General features: G+C 71.2%; 14 protein-coding genes. 9 read left to right on the plus strand and 5 right to left on the minus strand.

The window, feature by feature from the left end:
* Positions 1-60: 60 nt before the first annotated feature.
* Positions 61-1,560: a 30S ribosomal protein S1 gene (rpsA, locus tag AC068Z_RS30085; RefSeq protein WP_451724699.1), complete on the minus strand. Its 1,500-nt coding sequence runs from the start codon at positions 1,558-1,560 to the stop codon at positions 61-63.
* A gap of 367 nt (positions 1,561-1,927) precedes the next feature.
* On the opposite strand from rpsA, the gene AC068Z_RS30090 reads away from it, so the two are divergent.
* Both AC068Z_RS30090 and hrpB read left to right on the plus strand, forming a co-directional pair.
* On the plus strand, positions 1,928-2,752 hold the full coding sequence (locus AC068Z_RS30090; RefSeq protein ID WP_478562992.1) for a class I SAM-dependent methyltransferase: 825 nt from the start codon (positions 1,928-1,930) through the stop codon (positions 2,750-2,752).
* 73 nt (positions 2,753-2,825) lie between these two features.
* Positions 2,826-5,384: an ATP-dependent helicase HrpB gene (gene hrpB, locus AC068Z_RS30095; protein ID WP_478562451.1), complete on the plus strand. Its 2,559-nt coding sequence runs from the start codon at positions 2,826-2,828 to the stop codon at positions 5,382-5,384.
* A gap of 5 nt (positions 5,385-5,389) precedes the next feature.
* Here the strand turns inward: hrpB and pgfA are convergent, their stop codons facing one another.
* The 3 genes from pgfA to AC068Z_RS30110 all read right to left on the minus strand — a co-directional run bounded on the left by pgfA (position 5,390) and on the right by AC068Z_RS30110 (position 8,390).
* Positions 5,390-6,382: a cell envelope lipid trafficking protein PgfA gene (gene pgfA / locus AC068Z_RS30100; RefSeq protein WP_478562454.1), complete on the minus strand. Its 993-nt coding sequence runs from the start codon at positions 6,380-6,382 to the stop codon at positions 5,390-5,392.
* A 21-nt stretch (positions 6,383-6,403) separates the two neighbouring features.
* Positions 6,404-6,538, minus strand: coding sequence for an SPW_0924 family protein (locus AC068Z_RS30105; protein WP_188291589.1), 135 nt, complete (start codon positions 6,536-6,538; stop codon positions 6,404-6,406).
* A 142-nt stretch (positions 6,539-6,680) separates the two neighbouring features.
* A complete protein-coding gene (locus tag AC068Z_RS30110) occupies positions 6,681-8,390 on the minus strand; it encodes a lytic transglycosylase domain-containing protein (RefSeq protein ID WP_478562459.1) in 1,710 nt (569 codons plus the stop codon).
* 322 nt (positions 8,391-8,712) lie between these two features.
* On the opposite strand from AC068Z_RS30110, the gene AC068Z_RS30115 reads away from it, so the two are divergent.
* On the plus strand, positions 8,713-9,537 hold the full coding sequence (locus AC068Z_RS30115; protein ID WP_478562462.1) for a DUF4184 family protein: 825 nt from the start codon (positions 8,713-8,715) through the stop codon (positions 9,535-9,537).
* 301 nt (positions 9,538-9,838) lie between these two features.
* On the opposite strand, the gene polA is transcribed toward AC068Z_RS30115, so the two are convergent.
* The gene (gene polA, locus AC068Z_RS30120) at positions 9,839-12,565 is read right to left on the minus strand and encodes a DNA polymerase I (RefSeq protein WP_478562465.1); all 2,727 of its coding nucleotides are present in this window, start codon (positions 12,563-12,565) and stop codon (positions 9,839-9,841) included.
* 197 nt (positions 12,566-12,762) lie between these two features.
* On the opposite strand from polA, the gene AC068Z_RS30125 reads away from it, so the two are divergent.
* The 6 genes from AC068Z_RS30125 (at position 12,763) to AC068Z_RS30150 (ending at position 19,336) form a co-directional block, all read left to right on the plus strand.
* Positions 12,763-15,042, plus strand: coding sequence for an FdhF/YdeP family oxidoreductase (locus AC068Z_RS30125; protein WP_478562468.1), 2,280 nt, complete (start codon positions 12,763-12,765; stop codon positions 15,040-15,042).
* A gap of 66 nt (positions 15,043-15,108) precedes the next feature.
* Positions 15,109-15,591, plus strand: a complete 483-nt coding sequence (locus AC068Z_RS30130; RefSeq protein WP_451724686.1) for a hotdog fold thioesterase — start codon at positions 15,109-15,111, stop codon at positions 15,589-15,591.
* A 146-nt stretch (positions 15,592-15,737) separates the two neighbouring features.
* A complete protein-coding gene (locus AC068Z_RS30135) occupies positions 15,738-16,145 on the plus strand; it encodes a hypothetical protein (protein ID WP_478562472.1) in 408 nt (135 codons plus the stop codon).
* Complete coding sequence (locus tag AC068Z_RS30140) at positions 16,142-16,771, plus strand: Tat pathway signal sequence domain protein (RefSeq protein ID WP_478562475.1); 630 nt, start codon at positions 16,142-16,144, stop codon at positions 16,769-16,771. The genes AC068Z_RS30135 and AC068Z_RS30140 overlap by 4 nt, the downstream gene beginning before the upstream one ends.
* A gap of 286 nt (positions 16,772-17,057) precedes the next feature.
* Positions 17,058-18,290, plus strand: coding sequence for a branched-chain amino acid ABC transporter substrate-binding protein (locus AC068Z_RS30145; RefSeq protein ID WP_478562477.1), 1,233 nt, complete (start codon positions 17,058-17,060; stop codon positions 18,288-18,290).
* Positions 18,291-18,403: 113 nt separating this feature from the next.
* Entirely contained in the window at positions 18,404-19,336 is a 933-nt protein-coding gene (locus tag AC068Z_RS30150; RefSeq protein WP_478562480.1) for a branched-chain amino acid ABC transporter permease, read from the plus strand.
* The last annotated feature ends 3 nt before the right edge of the window (positions 19,337-19,339 follow it).

Consider the following 19,339-nt stretch of genomic DNA (forward strand, 5'->3'; position numbering starts at 1 on the left):
AGGGCCGCACCCCGAAAGGTACGGCCCTCTGTCAGGAGCTACTGCTCAGTGAGCGTCGGCTCAGCTCTGGCCGCCGGCCAGCTTCTCGCGCAGCGCGGCGAGCGCCTCGTCCGAGGCCAGCGCACCGCTGTTGTCGGCACCCTCGGAGGAGTACGAGCCACCACCGGACGCGGCCGGAGCCGCACCCGCGGCGTCGCCGCCCTCGGCAGCGGCAGCGGCGTCGGCCTCGCGGCTCTTGATGACCTGCTGCTGGTGCTGCTCGAAGCGCTGCTGCGCCTCGGCGTACTGGGTCTCCCACGCCTCGCGCTGGGTCTCGTAGCCCTCGAGCCAGTCGTTGGTCTCGGGGTCGAAGCCCTCGGGGTAGATGTAGTTGCCCTGGTCGTCGTAGGACGCGGCCATGCCGTACAGGGTCGGGTCGAACTCGACCGAGGCCGGGTCGGCACCGAAGGACTCGTTGGCCTGCTTCAGCGAGAGGCTGATGCGGCGGCGCTCGAGGTCGATGTCGATGACCTTGACGAAGATCTCGTCGTTGACCTGGACGACCTGCTCCGGGATCTCCACGTGGCGCTCGGCCAGCTCGGAGATGTGGACCAGACCCTCGATACCCTCGTCCACGCGGACGAACGCACCGAACGGAACCAGCTTGGTGACCTTACCCGGGACGACCTGACCGATCTGGTGGGTCCGGGCGAACTGCTGCCACGGGTCTTCCTGGGTCGCCTTCAGCGACAGGGAGACACGCTCGCGGTCCATGTCGACGTCGAGAACCTCGACGGTGACCTCCTGGCCGACCTCGACAACCTCGGACGGGTGGTCGATGTGCTTCCAGGACAGCTCGGAGACGTGGACCAGACCGTCGACGCCACCCAGGTCCACGAAGGCACCGAAGTTGACGATCGAGGAGACGACGCCGGAACGGACCTGACCCTTCTGGAGGGTGGTGAGGAACGTCTGGCGGACCTCGGACTGGGTCTGCTCCAGCCAGGCACGGCGGGACAGGACCACGTTGTTGCGGTTCTTGTCCAGCTCGATGATCTTCGCCTCGAGCTCCTTGCCCACGTAGGGCTGGAGGTCGCGGACGCGGCGCATCTCGACCAGGGAGGCCGGGAGGAAGCCGCGGAGGCCGATGTCGAGGATGAGACCACCCTTGACGACCTCGATGACGGTACCGGTGACGATGCCGTCCTCTTCCTTGATCTTCTCGATGGTGCCCCAGGCACGCTCGTACTGGGCGCGCTTCTTCGAGAGGATCAGGCGGCCTTCCTTGTCCTCCTTCTGGAGAACAAGGGCTTCGATCTCGTCACCGACGGCGACGACCTCGTTGGGGTCGACGTCGTGCTTGATCGAGAGCTCGCGGCTCGGGATGACACCTTCGGTCTTGTAACCGATGTCGAGGAGAACCTCGTCCCGGTCAACCTTGACGATGACGCCGTCGACGATGTCGCCATCGTTGAAGTACTTGATCGTCTCGTCGATAGCGGCGAGGAAGGCTTCCTCGTTACCGATGTCGTTGACCGCAACCTGCGGGGTGGTGGCGGTGGTCTCGGTGCTGCTCGTCATGTGGGAAAGGGCTCCGGTACGGACATTGAAGTCGTAGGTACTGCTACGCCGGGAGCCCGTATCGCTCTGAAGAAGCCGGACAGCCAAGGAAGCGCCCCACCAGTAACTGGTGATGGCGCCTCGACAACCGAGGGGACATACAACAGATGCGAGCGCAGCCTGCTACGTCTGAGGTGCGCAGGCCCGCAGCGCAACTTGTAGCATACGGGGGCAGCCGGGCAGGGTCAATGCGCGAAGGCGCACACCCGGGGCGGATCGCCGCATACCCGGCACAAAACCTGTCTCACGAGGCCACGCGCGCGTGATGGCGCCCCATTCGTGACGGCCGCCGCGACGGGTTGGACGGAAGAGTACGACGAGGGAGCCGATCATCCAAGAGCCCGGATCACAGCAGTCCGCAGCAGAGCCCGAGGCCACCCGACGTGCCGCGGACGTCACGGAGAGTTCCCGGGCCAACCGGGGCTGGTGGGACCGCAACGCGGACGAGTACCAGATCGAGCACGGCACCTTCCTCGGCGACGACCGCTTCGTCTGGGGCCCCGAGGGCCTGGACGAGGTGGAGGCGGAGCTGCTCGGCCCGCCGGAGGAGCTGAAGGGCAAGGACGTCCTGGAGATCGGCGCCGGCGCGGCGCAGTGCTCGCGCTGGCTGGCCGCGCAGGGCGCCCGCCCGGTCGCCCTGGACCTCTCCCACCGCCAACTGCAGCACGCGCTGCGGATCGGCGGCGCCTTCCCCCTGGTCTGCGCCGACGCGGGCGCCCTCCCCTTCGCCGACGCCTCCTTCGACCTGGCCTGCTCGGCGTACGGGGCGCTGCCCTTCGTCGCCGACCCGGTCCTGGTGCTGCGCGAGGTGCGCCGGGTGCTGCGCCCGGGCGGCCGGTTCGTCTTCTCCGTCACCCACCCGGTCCGCTGGGCGTTCCCCGACGAGCCCGGCCCCGAGGGCCTGTCCGTGTCCGCCTCCTACTTCGACCGCACGCCATACGTCGAGCAGGACGAGCACGGCGAAGCGGTCTACGTCGAACACCACCGCACCATCGGCGACCGGGTCCGTGACGTGGTCGCCGGCGGCTTCCGCCTGGTCGACCTGGTGGAGCCGGAGTGGCCGGCCTGGAACACGGCGGAGTGGGGCGGCTGGTCCCCGCTGCGCGGCAACCTGATCCCGGGGACGGCGATCTTCGTCTGCGAGCGGGACTGAGGGCACGCGCGCGAGCGGGACTGAGAGCACGCGCGCGTGGAGGGCGTTTTCGCCGTCGTACGACACTAGGTGCGTGATCCGCTACGACGCCCTGGACGCCCTTCCCGTACGCAGTGCCCTGCCCAGCCTGACCGAGGCCCTGGACTCCCACGGCACCGCCGTCCTGGTGGCGCCGCCGGGCACCGGCAAGACGACCCTCGTCCCGCCGGCGCTGGCCGGGCTGCTCGGCGAAGGGCCCGCGCGGCGCGTCGTCGTCGCCGAGCCCCGCCGGATCGCCGCCCGCGCCGCCGCCCGGCGGATGGCGTGGCTGCTGGGCGAGAAGGTCGGCGAGAGCGTCGGCTACACCGTGCGCGGTGAGCGCGTGGTGGGACGGGACGCACGCGTGGAGGTCGTCACGACGGGTGTGCTGCTGCAGCGACTGCAGCGGGACCAGGAGCTGGCGGGCGTGGACGCCGTCGTGCTGGACGAGTGCCACGAACGCCATCTGGACGCGGACACGGCGGCGGCCTTCCTGTGGGACGTACGGCAGGCGCTGCGCCCGGAGCTGCGGCTGCTGGCCGCGTCGGCGACGACGGACGCGGCGGGCTGGGCCGGGCTGCTGGGCGGCGCGCCGGTGGTCGAGGCGGAGGGCGTCTCGTACCCGGTGGAGACCGTCTGGGCGCCGCCCGCGCGACCGGTACGGCCGCCGCACGGGATGCGGGTGGACCCGGCGCTGCTGACGCATGTGGCGTCGGTGGTGCGCAGGGCGCTGGCCGAGCGGGACGGGGACGTGCTCTGCTTCCTGCCGGGCGTCGGCGAGATCGCGCGGGTGGCGGGACAGCTGGGCGGCCTGGGCGAGGTCGAGGTGCTCCAGGTGCACGGCCGGGCCCCGGCGGCGGTGCAGGACGCGGTGCTGTCCCCTGCCACGGGCCGCCGGGTGGTTCTGGCGACCTCCGTGGCGGAGTCCTCCCTGACGGTCCCCGGCGTCCGTGTGGTCGTCGACTCGGGCCTCGCGCGGGAGCCACGCGTCGACCACGCGCGCGGGCTGAGCGCCCTGACGACGGTACGGGCGTCGCAGGCGGCGGGCCGCCAGCGGGCGGGCCGGGCCGGACGTGAGGCGGCCGGGACGGTGTACCGCTGCTGGACGGAGGCGGAGGACATCCGTCTGCCGCGCTTCCCCTCCCCCGAGATCAAGGTGGCGGACCTGACGGCGTTCGCGCTCCAGGTGGCGTGCTGGGGCGACCCGGCGGCGGCCGGCCTGGCACTGCTGGACGCGCCGCCGGCGGGGGCGATGGCGGCGGCGCGTGCCGCCTTGGCGGCGGTGGGAGCCGTGGATTCCCAGGGGCGGGCCACGGAACGGGGGCTGAGGCTGGCCCGGCTCGGGGTGCACCCGCGGCTGGGACGGGCCCTGCTGGACACGTCCGGGGCGGGGGCCGAGGTGGTGGCACTGCTGTCGGAGGAGGCGCCGCGGGAGTACGGCGTCGACCTGGCGGCGGCCTTGCGGGCTGCCCGGCACGGGGGTGACGCCTACGCGGGGCGGTGGCGTGGCGAGGTCCGGCGGCTGCGCTCCGCCGCGGAGGGTTCCCGCCCGCCGGCCCAGGACCGCCGGTCGCCGGCGGACACCGAGGCCGGATCCGGCACCCCCGGCCACGGCACGGCCCTGTCCGCAGACCGGCTCGCCGGCGTCGTCGCCGCGCTGGCCTTCCCCGAGCGCGTCGCCAAGTTCGAGGGCGGCTCCTATCTCATGGCCTCGGGCACCAGGGCCGACCTCCCCGACGGCTCGCCCCTGCACGGTGCCCCCTGGATCGCCGTCGCCGCGGCGGACCGGCCCGTGGGCAAGGGGCACGCGCGCGTGCGGCTCGCCGCGGTGGTGGAGGAGGAGACGGCCCGGAAGGCGGCGGCCCCGCTGTACTCCGAGGGTGAGGAGGTCCACTGGGCCGACGGCGACGTGGTCGCGCGCCGGGTGGAACGCCTCGGCGCGATCGAGCTGGCGGCACGCCCCCTGAAGAACCCCGACGCCTCCCTCGTACGCGACGCCCTGCTGGAAGGCCTGCGACGGGAGGGGCTGAGCCTGCTGCGGTGGTCGCCGGAGGCTGTCGTGCTGCGGCAGCGGCTGGCGTTTCTGCGACAGCGGGTCGGCGAACCGTGGCCCGACGTGTCCGACGCCGCCCTGCACGCGCGCGTGGACGAATGGCTGGAACCGGAGCTGAGCCGTGCCCGGCGGCGGGCGGACCTGGCCCGGATCGACGCCGGGTCGGGGCTCGGCCGTCTCCTGCCCTGGGCGTCGGGCGAGGCCGCACGCCTGGACGAGCTGGCGCCGGAGCGGCTGACGGTCCCCAGCGGGTCCAGAATCCGCATTGACTACACGAACCCCGACCAGCCGGTCCTGGCCGTGAAGCTGCAGGAGATGTTCGGCCTGCACGAGTCCCCGACGGTGGCGGGCGTCCCGGTGCTGGTCCACCTTCTCTCCCCCGCGGGCCGCCCCACCGCCGTCACAGCCGACCTCGCGTCCTTCTGGAGGGACGGCTACAAGGGTGTGCGGGCGGAGCTGCGGGGCCGGTATCCGAAGCACCCCTGGCCGGAGGACCCGGCAGGCGCCGAGCCGACCCGGCACACGGCGGCTCGGGCCCGGCGCGAGGCCGGCGGCGCCTGAGGGGATCAGGCGGTCACCGGCTCCGCCGGCACGTCCTCCGCCGCCTCCGGATCTGCCGGGCGGCGGCTCCTGGCCTCCAGATACAGGGCCAGGGACAGGAGCAGGACGCCGAGGGCCAGGAAGCTCCACGGCAGGTACGACGTCAGCAGCGCGATCAGGGTGCGGTTGGACTTGACCAGGTCGACCGTGTGGTCGATGTAGTCCTCGCGCATCTTCACGTGGCCGTCGAAGGCCGTGACCTTCTCGCGGTCGCCGAGGAGGGTGCCGCCGCGGAGTTCCTCCTTGTGGATCTCCTCGCCGTAGACGGGGGCGCCGGTCAGCGGCTCGACCCAGAACTTGCGGACGGTCGTGTACCAGCGGGTGGTGCCCGTCTCGTCGAGGGACTCCGGGGTCACGCCCCCCACGGGCAGCTTCTTGGGATACGGCACCTTCGTCCACGGGATGGTCTGTTCGAAGTAGTAGACCTCGACGCCCCGGAAGTCCTCGGTGCCCATGTAGTGGATGGGCGCGGAGGTGCGGGTCTGGGCGTCGAAGTACTCGTAGGACCGTTTCTCCGTCAGGAAGGGCCATTTGAACTCGATGCCCTCGCGGCGCACGGGGTCGCCGTCGACCATCTCGCCGGTGGCGTGGACGGGTTCCTGGGTGTGGGCGTCGAAGATGTAGCGCTCCGGTATCTGGGAGACCATCTCGCCGTCGGGGCCCTGGACGTAGGACAGGCCGTCCCACACGACCACGTCCCGGCCCGCCGTCTCCTCGATCTTCTCCGAGGCCTCCACGTTGCCCCTGAGGGTCTGCACGATGGTGACCTTGGAGACCTTCCGCGCCTGCATCGTGCCGTAGTCGAGGAGGGTGGCGTCCTTCGCCTCCAGGACCATGTCCTGGTACTGGTTCGCCGGGATCTTGGCCAGGCGCGGGAAGGCGTACCAGCGCAGCATCGGGGACAGCGTGACGAAGAAGACGGCCAGGGCGAGCAGGATCAGACTGGCCTTGCGGCGCATCTCGGCCTCCCTCCCGGGCGGTTACGGGTGTGCGGGCACCGTCGTCAGCAGCGGCTTCGGGGAGGTCTCGCCCGTCGGCGAGCCCAGCGCGGTGAGCGTGAACACCAGGGCCAGCGCGACCGCGAGACCGGTCGCGGCGGCGATCAGGGCACGCATACGGCCTCCCGGGTGCCGGAACTGAGACCTGATGCATCGTCAGGTCGTCGGCACCGTAGCAACGCGCGGGCGAGATGAGAACACGTCGCACACGACGACGGCGCCCCTCCGCCGGGAGGAGCGCCGTTTGGGTCGTACGGGGTTACGCGCTGGGGCTCGTGGAGGGAGTCGGCGACGGCGACTCGGCCGCCGCCACCGTCAGCTCGACCGTCAGCGTGGCTCCGCCCGCGGTGGTGACGCGGAGCAGGAACGTACCGGTGGTGTCGTCGGCGTACAGCTTGGGCAGCTTCAGCAGGCCGTCGGCGTCCGTCTTCAGGCCGGTCAGGGTGCGTACGGCGGTGCCGTCGGCGTCCTTGAAGTAGGGGCCCTTGTCGTTCTCGGCCGGGTCCTCGGCCGACTTGACGAGGGTGGCGGTGGCCGCGACTCCGTCGGCGACGGCGCCCTTGTAGGTGGCCTTCAGCTCCACCTGGTCGGCGAACTCGCCGCCCGGGGTGCAGGTCAGCGCCTGCTCGCCGGTGCGGGCGAGGGTGTCTGCGGCGCGTTCGGTGACCGTGGCCGTGTAGTCGAGGCCGGTGATCGAGCGGCCCACGACGGTGGTCCGGACGATGAAGTCGCCGGTGTCCTCGCCCGCCTGGAGCGCGGGGGCCACGGCGGTGCCGCTGCTGTCCGTCAGCGCGGTGGCGTACTTGTCGCCGCCGGTGAAGGTGGCGTCGGTGTCGCCGACGACGGTGAAGCGGATCCGCACCTTGCCGACGCCCTTGCCGGCCGAGGTCTCGGCCCGGGTGCTGACCTTCGCGTCGAACGCGTCGCCCGCCATCGCGGTGAGCTTCGCGGTGCCGGCGTCCTCCAGGTGGTGCACCGTGTCGGTGGGCGTCTGAGGCGTCGTCGGCGGGGTCGTGGGCGGCGGCGTCGTGGGCGGCTGCGAAGGCGGCGGCGTGGTGCCGCCGTTGGCCGGCGGGCGGGTGCTCGGCGGCGGCGTCTGCCCGGGCCGCGGCGACGGCGAGACGTTCGCCCCGCCGTCGTCGTCGCTGCGGCCGTCCGGGATCGTGCCGGTGCCGTCGGGGATCTCGTCGACGCCCTTGCGGTAGTGCTCCAGCCACGCCAGGACCGTGTTCAGGTAGTCCGTGGAGTTGTTGTAGCTGAGGATCGCGCTGCGCAGGTCGCCCGGGTCGGACAGGTCCCAGTCGAAGCGGCACAGGTAGTGGCCCGCGGCGAGAGCGGCGTCGTAGACGTTGTTGGGGTCCTTCTCCCCGTCGCCGTTGCCGTCGCGGCCCGCCCATTCCCAGGTGGAGGGGATGAACTGCATCGGCCCCACGGCCCGGTCGTAGGAGCTGTCCCCGTCGTACGCGCCGCCGTCGGTGTCGCTGATGTTCGCGAAGCCGACGCCGTTGAGCTGCGGGCCGAGGATCGGGGAGGTCGTCGTGCCGTCGTCGTTCACCCGGCCGCCGCGGGCGTGCCCGGACTCGACGTGGCCGATGGCCGCGAGCAGTTCCCAGGGCAGGTTGCAGCCGGGCTTGGCGTCCTGCAGCGAGGCGGCGGCCTGCTGGTAGGCGTCCAGGACGGTGGCGGGGATGCCGGAGTCGGAGTCGGTGCCGGCCGTCCCGGCGCCCGCGCTCGGCGAGGGCTTGGGGCTGTCGAGGGGCGGCAGGTCCGTGTAGTACGGCGAGTTGCCGGTCGCGCTGTCGGAGGCGGCGACGTCGGGGGTGGGCGTCGCGTCGGAGGTGGTCCGTCTGCCCTGGTCGTCGACCGTCACTCCGGGAGCCTGGGAGCCGGACAGCGCCGCGACCGCCAGCGCGGCCACGGCGGCGGTGGCCGCACCCTTGTACAGCCTCCTGCCGAATTGCGCCGACATAGAGTGAACCCCTCCCGTGGACGCCCCGAGCGTCCGTATCCGACTGTCCCGTCGCCCTGTTGTGACGAACGACCCGCCGCGGGGGTTGCGCTCATGCGGCGTTTGGATGATCCCGCCGCGAGCCCGTCCGTATTTGTCCGTACGATTGTCCCGTTTGTCCGTACGGCCTTCCCGGTCTGTCCGCCGGCCGCGCTCCCCGCGCGCCGACCCAAGTGACCCTACGACAACTTCCGCGCCTCGGGCACCCGTTCACGTCCGATATTCACCAGTTGGCCATGCGTGATACTGGGCGCGTCGATCAACTCCCCAGCGAGGAGCCGCGGTGCCGTTCACCCTGAGCCATGCGGCGGCGGTCCTGCCCGCCGTCCGCACCGACGGAACGGGCCGGGGCCCACTGGTGCCGGCCGTGCTCGTGGCCGGGTCCTTCGCTCCCGATCTCACTTACTACGCGGCCAGCGCCGTCTCCGGCGCGATGGAGTTCGGCGACGTCACGCACTCCTTCACGGGGGTGTTCACGGTGGACGTGGTCCTCACCTGGGCGCTGGTGGGGCTGTGGCTGCTGGTGCGCGAGCCGTTGGTGGCGCTGCTGCCGCCGTCCCGGCAGGCCCGGCCGGCCGCGCTGCTGCGCTGCGGTGCGCCCCGCGCGCGGGTGCGGCCGGAGCTGGTCGCGCGATGGTACGTCTCCGCCGTGCTCGGCTCGCTGACCCATGTCGTGTGGGACGCGTTCACGCACCTGGACCGGTGGGGGATGCGGCTGTTCCCCGTCCTCGGCGAGGAGATCGCGGGGTCGCCGCTGTACTGGTACCTCCAGTACGGCGGTTCGGCGGTGGCCGCCGCCGTCATCGCGGTGTTCGTGACGGTGGCGCTACGGCGGACTCCGGGCGACGTGCGGCCGGTCGCGGTGCCGGTGCTCTCGGTACGGGACCGGTGGGTGGCCGCGGTGGCGCTGTTCGGCTGCGCCGGGGTGTTCGCGCTGCTGCGGGCGGTGCGGTGGTGGTCCTACTGGGGGTCGCGTGCCAAGCCCTGGGAGCTGATCCCGACCCTGTGCTTCGGGGCGGGGGCGGGTCTGGTGGTGGGGGTGCTGGTGTACGCCCTCGGGGTCAGGGTGTGGCGTCCGGCTGCGGTGCCGGTCGGGGTCGGCGGATGAGCTCCGTCCACAGCAGCAGGGTGGCCAGGGGCGCCCTCACGTCGGTGGGGATGCGCGGGGTGCTGGCCGCGGGTGCCGTCCGGCGGTGGCGCCGGGGTATGCGTATGCCCATGTCCGCATAGTGGCTTCGCCTCGGGGGTCGGGCGTCTTTACAGGGGCCAGGTGAGTGATGGCGCCTGCTCGTCCGCCTGGTCGGTCCTGCCTTCAGGGGCGCGGGTGGTCTGTGGCTTGTCGCGCCCACGCGGCGGAGCCGCGTATCGGCACAGTCCCGCGCCCCTGGGGAGGCGCCGCCCTCTCCGTTCTAATGCGCTGCCGACTCCCAGTCCTGGCCCGCGCCCACCGAGACGCCCAGCGGGACGTCCAGGCTGACCGCGTTGGACATCTGCTCGCGGACCAGCTCCTCCGCCCGGTCGCGCTCGCCCGGGGCGATCTCCAGGACGATTTCGTCGTGGACCTGGAGGAGCATGCGGGACTTCAGGTCGGCCTCGCGGAGCGCTGCGTCGACCTTGAGCATGGCGATCTTGACGATGTCCGCCGCCGTGCCCTGGATCGGGGCGTTCAGCGCCATGCGCTCGGCCGCCTCGCGGCGCTGGCGGTTGTCGCTGTTGAGGTCGGGGAGGTAGCGGCGGCGGCCGAACAGGGTCGCCGTGTAGCCGGTCGCCCGCGCCTCGTCGACCGCGCGGCGCAGATAGTCCCGTACGCCGCCGAAGCGCTCGAAGTAGGCGTCCATCAGGGCCCGGGCCTCGCCCGCCTCGATGTTCAGCTGCTGGGAGAGGCCGAAGGCGGAGAGGCCGTACGCCAGGCCGTAGGACATGGCCTTGATCTTGCGGCGCATCTCCGCGTCCACCGCGCCGGGCTCGACGGCGAAGACCTGGGAGGCGGCCGTGGTATGCAGGTCCTCGCCCGAGGTGAAGGCCTCGATCAGGCCCTCGTCGGCGGAGAGGTGGGCCATCACGCGCAGCTCGATCTGGCTGTAGTCGGCCGTCATGAGCGACTCGAAGCCCTCGCCGACCACGAAGCCGCGGCGGATCGCCCGGCCCTCGTCGGTGCGGACCGGGATGTTCTGGAGGTTCGGGTCGGTCGAGGAGAGGCGGCCCGTGGCGGCGACCGTCTGGTTGAAGGTGGTGTGGATCCGGCCGTCCGCCGCGATCGTCTTGATCAGGCCCTCGACCGTGACCCGCAGCTTCGCCTGCTCACGGTGGCGGAGCATGATCACCGGGAGTTCGTTCTCCGTCTGGCCCGCGAGCCAGGCCAGAGCGTCGGCGTCGGTGGTGTAGCCGGTCTTGGTCTTCTTGGTCTTGGGCAGGCCCAGCTCGCCGAAGAGGACCTCCTGGAGCTGCTTGGGCGAGCCGAGGTTGAACTCGTGTCCGGCCGCCGCGTGCGCCTCCTTCACGGCCTGCTGCACGGCGCCGGCGAACATCTGTTCCATGGCTTCCAGGTGGGCCCGGTCGGCGGCGATGCCGTGCCGCTCCATCCTGGCCAGCAGGGCGGAGGTGGGCAGCTCCATGTCGCGCAGCAGATCGGCGGCGCCGACCTCCGCCAGCCGGCTCTCGAAGGCCTCGCCCAGGTCCCGGACGGCGCGGGCCTGCACCATCAGCGCCTCGGCCTCGGCACCGTCGTCCGCGCCGAAGGCGAGCTGGCCGTCGGCCGCGGCGGCGGGGGCCAGCTCGCGGTGGAGGTACTCCAGGGACAGCGCGTCCAGGTCGAAGGAGCGGCGGCCCGGCTTGACCAGGTAGGCCGCGAGGGCGGTGTCCATGGTGACGCCGTCCACGCTCCAGCCGTGCTCGGCGAAGACCCGCATCGCGCCCTTGGCGTTGTGGAAGATCTTGGGGCGGCTCGCGTCGGCCAGCCAGCCGGCGAACGCCGTCTCGTCGGCCTCGTCCAGCTGGGACGGGTCGAACCAGGCCGCCGGGCCGCCCGCCGTGGCCAGCGCGACCTCGGCCACCGAGCCGGTGCCGAGTGCCCAGGTGTCGACGGTGGCGACACCGAGGGGCGCGTCGTCGTGCTCGGCCAGCCACGGTGCCAGCTCGCCGGTGCCGAGCACCTTGCCGTCCAGCTCCACGCCCGCGGCGACGACCGGGGTCTCCTCGGCCGCCTCGGCGCCCGGGTCCACGGCCAGCAGCCGCTCCCGGAGGGAGGGGTTGCGGATCTCCAGGGTGTCCAGGACCATCGCGACGCCCTTGCGGTCGTACGGGGCCCGCTCCAGGTCGGTGACGCTCTTGGGCAGCTCGACGGTGCGCACCATCTCGGTCAGCCGGCGGTTGAGCTTGACCGCCTCCAGGTGGTCGCGGAGGTTCTGGCCCGCCTTGCCCTTGACCTCCTCGACGCGCTCCACCAGCTCCGCGAACGAGCCGAACTGGTTGATCCACTTCGCGGCGGTCTTCTCGCCCACGCCCGGGATGCCCGGCAGGTTGTCGGACGGGTCGCCGCGCAGGGCCGCGAAGTCGGGGTACTGCGCGGGCGTCAAGCCGTACTTCTCGAAGACCTTCTCCGGGGTGAACCGGGTCAGCTCCGAGACGCCCTTCGTCGGGTACAGCACGGTCGTGTGCTCGCTCACCAGCTGGAAGGAGTCCCGGTCGCCGGTGACGATCAGCACCTCGAAGCCCTCGGCCTCGGCCTGGGTGGCGAGCGTGGCGATCACGTCGTCGGCCTCGAAGCCGTCGATCGCGAAGCGGGAGACGTGCATCGCGTCGAGCAGCTCGCCGATCAGCTCGACCTGGCCCTTGAACTCGTCCGGCGTCTTGGAGCGGTTCGCCTTGTACTCCGTGAACTCCTCGGAGCGCCAGGTCTTGCGGGACACGTCGAAGGCCACCGCGAAGTGCGTGGGCGACTCGTCGCGCAGGGTGTTGGCCAGCATCGACGCGAAGCCGTAGATCGCGTTCGTCGGCTGGCCCGTCGCGGTCGTGAAGTTCTCCGCGGGCAGCGCGAAGAACGCGCGGTAGGCCAGGGAATGCCCGTCCATGAGCATCAGTCGCGGACGGCCGCCGGCGGGGTTCGTTTCGGTCTTCTTCGATGCTGTCTCTGCCACGTCCCCGATCCTGCCACGCCGCACTGACAGTCGGGGCCCACCGCCGGGGCGCGGGGGTCCGGGCGATGCGCGGGGGTCCGGGCGGTGCGCGCAAGCAATGCTCCCGGCCCGGACCGAACCCGGGCGCGGGCGGTGTCACTGACACGTGCGAGGATCGGAGACGTACCTCACATACGCAGTCGTAAGGAGAGCGTGCGATGGCGACGAAGCCGCCCAAGGGCGATCCGGTACAGGACGCGCCGCAGGTCGCCGAGCCGAAGCACGCGGCCGCCGGCCTGCCCGCCATCGGTCACACCCTGCGCATCGCGCAAGCGCAGATGGGGGTCAAGCGGACCGCGCTGACGCTGCTGCGCGTCAATCAGAAGGACGGCTTCGACTGCCCGGGCTGCGCCTGGCCGGAGCCGGAGCACCGGCACGCGGCGGAGTTCTGTGAGAACGGCGCGAAGGCGGTCGCCGAGGAGGCCACCCTGCGCCGGGTGACCCCGGAGTTCTTCGCCGCGCACTCCGTCGCCGACCTGGCGACCCGCAGCGGGTACTGGCTGGGCCAGCAGGGGCGGCTGACGCACCCCATGTACCTCCCCGAGGGCGGCGACCACTACGAGCCGGTGACCTGGGAGCGTGCCTTCGACATCATCGCCGAGGAGCTGGCCGCGCTGGGCTCCCCCGACGAGGCCCTCTTCTACACCTCCGGCCGCACCAGCAACGAGGCGGCGTTCCTGTATCAGCTCTTCGCCCGCGAGTTCGGCACCAACAACCTGCCGGACTGCTCGAACATGTGCCATGAGTCGTCGGGTTCCGCGCTGAACGAGACCATCGGCATCGGCAAGGGCAGTGTCCTGCTGGAGGACCTGTACCGGGCCGACCTGATCATCGTCGCCGGCCAGAACCCGGGCACCAACCACCCGCGGATGCTGTCCGCGCTGGAGAAGGCCAAGGCCAACGGCGCCAAGGTGATCAGCGTCAACCCGCTGCCCGAGGCCGGCCTGGAGCGGTTCAAGAACCCGCAGACCCCGCAGGGCATGCTCAGGGGCGCCGCCCTCACCGATCTGTTCCTGCAGATCCGCATCGGCGGCGACCAGGCGCTGTTCCGGCTGCTGAACAAGCTGATCCTGGAGACCGAGGGCGCGGTCGACGAGGAGTTCGTCCGCGAACACACCCACGGTTACGAGGAGTTCGCCGCCGCCGCGCGGGCCGCCGACTGGGACGGCACGCTCACCGCGACCGGGCTGACCCGGGAGGAGATCGAGCGGGCGCTCGGGATGATCCTGGCCTCCGAGCGGACGATCGTCTGCTGGGCGATGGGCCTCACCCAGCACAAGCACTCCGTGCCGACCATCCGCGAGGTGGTCAACTTCCTTCTCCTGCGCGGCAACATCGGGCGGCCGGGCGCGGGCGTGTGCCCCGTGCGCGGCCACTCCAACGTGCAGGGCGACCGCACGATGGGCATCGTCGAGCGGCCCGCGCCCGCCTTCCTCGACGCCCTGGAGAAGGAGTTCGGGTTCGCGCCGCCCCGGGAGCACGGCTACGACGTCGTGCGGGCCATCCGCGCGATGCGGGACGACAAGGCGAAGGTGTTCTTCGCGATGGGCGGCAACTTCGTGTCCGCGTCCCCGGACACCGAGGTGACCGAGGCGGCGATGCGGCGGGCGCGGCTGACCGTGCATGTGTCGACCAAGCTGAACCGTTCGCACGCGGTCACGGGTGCGCGGGCGCTGATCCTGCCGACGCTGGGGCGCACCGAGCGTGATCTCCAGGGCAGCGGCGAGCAGTTGGTGACCGTCGAGGACTCCATGGGCATGGTGCACGCCTCGCGCGGGCGCCTCGAACCGGCGAGCGCGCGGTTGCTGTCCGAGCCGGCGATCGTGTGCCGGCTGGCACGGCGGGTGCTCGGGGCGGACAGCCGGGTGCCGTGGGAGGAGTTCGAGAAGGACTACGCGACGATCCGGGACCGTATCGCGCGGGTGATCCCGGGGTTCGAGGACTTCAACGCGCGCGTGGCCCGGCCGGAAGGGTTCGCCCTGCCGCACGCGCCGCGCGACGAGCGGCGGTTCCCGACGGCGACCGGCAAGGCCAACTTCACCGCGGCGCCGGTGGAGTACCCGGAACTGCCCGAGGGACGGCTGCTGTTGCAGACGCTGCGGTCGCACGACCAGTACAACACCACGATCTACGGCCTGGACGACCGCTACCGGGGGATCAGGAACGGGCGGCGCGTGGTGCTGGTGAACCCCGAGGACGCGCGGGGGCTCGGGGTCGCGGACGGGTCGTACGTCGATCTGGTGAGCGAGTGGAGGGACGGGGTGGAGCGGCGGGCACCCGGGTTCCGGGTCGTGGTCTATCCGACGGCCCGGGGGTGTGCGGCGGCGTACTACCCGGAGACCAATGTGCTGGTGCCGCTGGACTCCACCGCGGACACCAGTAACACCCCGGCCAGCAAGTCCGTCGTGGTGCGTCTGGAACAATCGGCGACCGACTGAGCGTTTGCTCAGGTGCCGGATCCCGCGAACGCTGGACCGGATCGTCGACGAACGGAGTCTGGCCCCATGGGCGAGCAGCAGCAGGTGAGGTTCCCGCAAGAGGTCATCGACGAGTACGCGGCGCTCGGGGTGGATCTGCCGGCGCTGTTCTCGGCCGGGCATCTGGGGACGCGGATGGGCGTGCAGATCCTGGAGGCGTCGGCGGAGCAGGTCGTCGGGACCATGCCGGTGGAGGGGAACACACAGCCGTACGGCTTGCTGCACGGGGGCGCGTCCGCGGTGCTGGCGGAGACCCTGGGGTCTGTGGGGTCGATGCTGCACGGGGGGTCTTCGAAGATCGCCGTGGGTGTCGACCTGAACTGCACGCATCACCGGGGGGTGCGGTCGGGGCTGGTCACGGGGGTCGCGACGCCCGTCCACCGGGGGCGCTCCACCGCGACGTACGAGATCGTGATCAGTGACGAGGAGGGGAAGCGGGTGTGCACGGCCCGGCTGACCTGCCTGCTGCGGGACGTGCGGCCGGGGGACGGCGCACCCGTGGGCGCCTGATCCGGCCCCAACTGCCGCCTCCCGCCCGGCTTTCCGCCCTTCCCCGCCCGGCGTCCGCCGCTCCTCGCCCGGCTTCCGCCCCGTCCCGCCCGGCTTCCGCCCCTCCCCTCTGGCCCAACGCACCCGACAGCGCCTAGCGTCGGAGCATGACAACGGGAGGGGCGCGGGCGCTCCGGGCGCGGACGGCGCTGCTGCTGGCACTGCTGGGCGTCGGCGCGATCACCGGGTGCGCCGACACCGGTGCGCGGACCCCGGCGAGCAGCCCTCCGAGCACCGCGCCGTCCCCGCAGGCCACACCGCCCGAGGAGTTGTGCACCCGCCTCGTCTCCCATTGGTCCCGGCAGGTCCTGAACGGCGACACCTACGGCGACTACCAGTCGATGGGGCTGTCGAACGGGCAGTACGAGATCCTGCGCGAGGTGGTCGACGCCGCCCGCACCGAGCAGGCGCGCCGGGGCGAGCAGGCCGCGCTGAAACTGATCGACCGCCGGGCTCACGAGGGTTGCGTGGAGTGGTACCGCACCGGCGGCCCGAGCAACGGTCCGTGGCAGTGAGCGGCGTCGGGCCTGTCGAACCGGGCGAGGGGACGCACGCGCAACAGGCTTCCCCCACAGGGGAGTTCGCGCCGCACGGACGTCCGGTGGCCCGGCGGCGCCTGACCGGCCGGCGCCGCCGCGCCGCCCTCGCGTCGGCGGTGGCCGCCGCCCTCCTCGCGGGCGGCGGCTACCTCTACGCCACCCGGCCCCAGCCGGCCCCGACCCCACCCCCGGCCGTCACACCCCCGCCGTACCCCTCCCAGGCCGTCGACCTCCTCTATCTGAGCGAGACGGCCTCCCACGACCCGGCCGAGACCGGCGGTTTCCGCTTCGACGTGCTGCTGAGCGTGCTGTCCGGCCCGCCCGTCACCGTGACCCGGATCTCCCAGCCCTACGCGGGGCTCACTGTGACCTCGTCGCCACCGCCGCCTTTCCGGACCGAGGCGGGTTCCGCACGCAAGATCACCATCACACTGAGAGTGGCGGATTGCGCGAAAGTACCCGGGAACGCCGGGCTGCCTTTCCTGGACGTAACCCTACGTAATAAGCGAGCAATACAAACGCACAGTTTCATCCCCGGTGAACGCTACGCCCAGCATCTGTCAGAGGCCCTTCAGGTAGCCTGCAGCAACAAATCCCGGTAATCACCAAAACCCCTGAGACGCCTGATGCGCACGTGCGGGGCCTGGGAATTCTCAGAATGCGGACCGGGCGAACCCGGCTGAATCCCACAGTTCCCCCCACTCAGTACCGCTCTGCATTACGTCGTGTCATAACAAGAGCGTCACAGCCTTCGTCAGGTACTCCTCCACGTTCCCCTCACACGCTTAGAGTCACGCCCAGTCACCGCGCCGTCGGAATGTCACTTCGGCCCAGCGCTCGACTCGGCCGCTTCCAGAGGGAAGGGCCGCGCCAGGGAAAGGACTGATCGTGCGTCAACGTTCGCTCATCGCCATCACCGCCGCTCTGGCGGCGGGAGCACTCACCCTCACCGCCTGTGGCTCGCGTGACGACGACGGCGGCAGCTCGGACTCCGGCAACGGCGGCACCAAGGTCGTCATCGGTGTCGACGCCCCGCTCACCGGCGACCTGTCCGCGCTGGGTCTCGGCATCAAGAACTCCGCCGACCTCGCCGCCAAGACGGCCAACAAGGACAACTTCGTCGACGGCGTCACCTTCGAGATCAAGGCCCTCGACGACCAGGCGCAGCCCTCGTCCGGCCAGCAGAACGCCGCCACGTTCGTGGCCGACAAGAGCGTCATCGGCGCCGTCGGCCCGCTGAACTCCTCCGTCGCCGAGTCCATGCAGAAGGTCTTCGACGACGCCAAGCTGGTCCAGGTCTCCCCCGCCAACACCGGCCCCGGCCTCACCCAGGGCGCCGACTGGCAGACCAGCAAGACCCGCCCGTACAAGTCGTACTTCCGCACCTCGACGACGGACGCCATCCAGGGCCCGTTCGCCGCGCAGTACGTCTACAACGACAGCAAGAAGACCAAGGTCTTCGTCATCGACGACAAGAAGACCTACGGCGCGGGCCTCGCCGCCACCTTCACCGACGAGTTCAAGAAGCTCGGCGGCAAGGTCGTCGGCACCGAGCACATCAACCCGGACACCAAGGACTTCTCCGCGGTGGCCACCAAGGTGAAGAGCTCCGGCGCCGACGTCGTCTACTACGGCGGCGAGTACCCGCAGGCCGGTCCGCTCAGCAAGCAGATCAAGGCCGCGGGCGTGAAGGTCCCGCTGGTCGGCGGCGACGGCATCTTCGACCCGACCTTCATCGAGCTGGCCGGCAACAACAGCGCCGGTGACCTCGCCACGTCGGTCGGTGCCCCGATCGAGGAGCTGGACTCCGCCAAGAAGTTCGTGGCGGACTACAAGGAGGCCGGCTACAAGGAGGACTACGCGGCCTACGGCGGTTACTCCTACGACGCCACCTGGGCGATCATCGAGGCCGTGAAGAAGGTCGTCGAGGACAACGACGGCAAGCTGCCCGACGACGCCCGCGCCCAGGTCTCCGCCGCGGTCCAGAACGTCAGCTTCGACGGCGTGACCGGCAAGGTCTCCTTCGACGAGTTCGGCGACACGACCAACAAGCAGCTCACGGTGTACGCCGTGGAGAACGGCGAGTGGAAGGCCGTCAAGTCCGGTACCTACACCGGCTGACCCACCCCCGCACCACCCCTTGAGCCGCGCGGGGCGCCGCACAACCAGGCGCCCCGCGCGGACTCGCATACGGCCCCCATCCACTCGACATCCGAAGTCTCGGAGGACATGCGGTGAACGAACTGCCGCAGCAGCTGGTCAACGGCCTGCTACTGGGATCCATGTACGGGCTGGTCGCCATCGGCTACACAATGGTCTACGGCATCGTCCAGCTCATCAACTTCGCCCACGGCGAGATATTCATGACCGGGGCCTTCGGCGCCATCACGGTCTACCTTTACATCCTGCCCGACGGCACCTCCATGGCCATCGCCCTGCCCCTGATGCTGATCGGCGCGATACTCGTCGCCGTCACCGTCGCCGTGGGAGCGGAACGATTCGCCTACCGCCCCCTGCGGACGGCACCCCGGCTTGCCCCCCTCATCACGGCCATCGGCCTCTCCCTGGCCCTGCAGCAGGCCGTGTGGGCCTGGTACCCCGACGCGGACTCTCCGATCAGGTTCCCGCAGATCGAGGGCGGCCCCTTCGAGATCGGCAACGTCACCATCCAGACCGGTGACATCTTCCTGCTTCTCGCCGCCCCCATCAGCATGGCGATCCTCGGCTACTTCGTCATGAAGACCCGCACCGGACGCGGCATGCAGGCCACCGCCCAGGACCCCGACACCGCGAAGCTCATGGGCGTCAACACCGATCGCATCATCGTGATCGCCTTCGCCCTCGGCGCCATCTTCGCCGCCGTCGGCGGTGTCGCCTACGGTCTGAAGTACGGCCAGATCGACTTCCGCATGGGCTTCATCCTCGGCCTCAAGGCCTTCACCGCGGCCGTCCTCGGCGGCATCGGCAACATCTACGGAGCCATGCTCGGCGGCCTCGTCCTCGGCATCGCCGAATCCCTCTCCACGGCCTACATCGCCGACATCCCCGGCATGGACAAGTTCGGCAGCCAGTCCTGGGCCGACGTCTGGGCCTTCGTACTCCTCATCCTCGTACTGCTGTTCAGGCCACAGGGCCTGCTCGGCGAGCGCGTCGCGGACAGGGCGTGACAC

It is taken from the genome of Streptomyces sp. NPDC043726 (genome assembly GCF_056436565.1).

Bases quoted from the DNA above. Each gene is read 5' to 3' on its own strand.
- rpsA (WP_451724699.1), bottom strand. From the start codon at position 1,560: ATGACGAGCAGCACCGAGACCACCGCCACCACCCCGCAGGTTGCGGTC.
- AC068Z_RS30105 (WP_188291589.1), bottom strand. From the start codon at position 6,538: ATGCGTGCCCTGATCGCCGCCGCGACCGGTCTCGCGGTCGCGCTGGCC.
- pgfA (WP_478562454.1), bottom strand. From the start codon at position 6,382: ATGCGCCGCAAGGCCAGTCTGATCCTGCTCGCCCTGGCCGTCTTCTTC.
- AC068Z_RS30130 (WP_451724686.1), top strand. From the start codon at position 15,109: ATGGGCGAGCAGCAGCAGGTGAGGTTCCCGCAAGAGGTCATCGACGAG.
- AC068Z_RS30110 (WP_478562459.1), bottom strand. From the start codon at position 8,390: ATGTCGGCGCAATTCGGCAGGAGGCTGTACAAGGGTGCGGCCACCGCC.
- AC068Z_RS30125 (WP_478562468.1), top strand. From the start codon at position 12,763: ATGGCGACGAAGCCGCCCAAGGGCGATCCGGTACAGGACGCGCCGCAG.
- AC068Z_RS30135 (WP_478562472.1), top strand. From the start codon at position 15,738: ATGACAACGGGAGGGGCGCGGGCGCTCCGGGCGCGGACGGCGCTGCTG.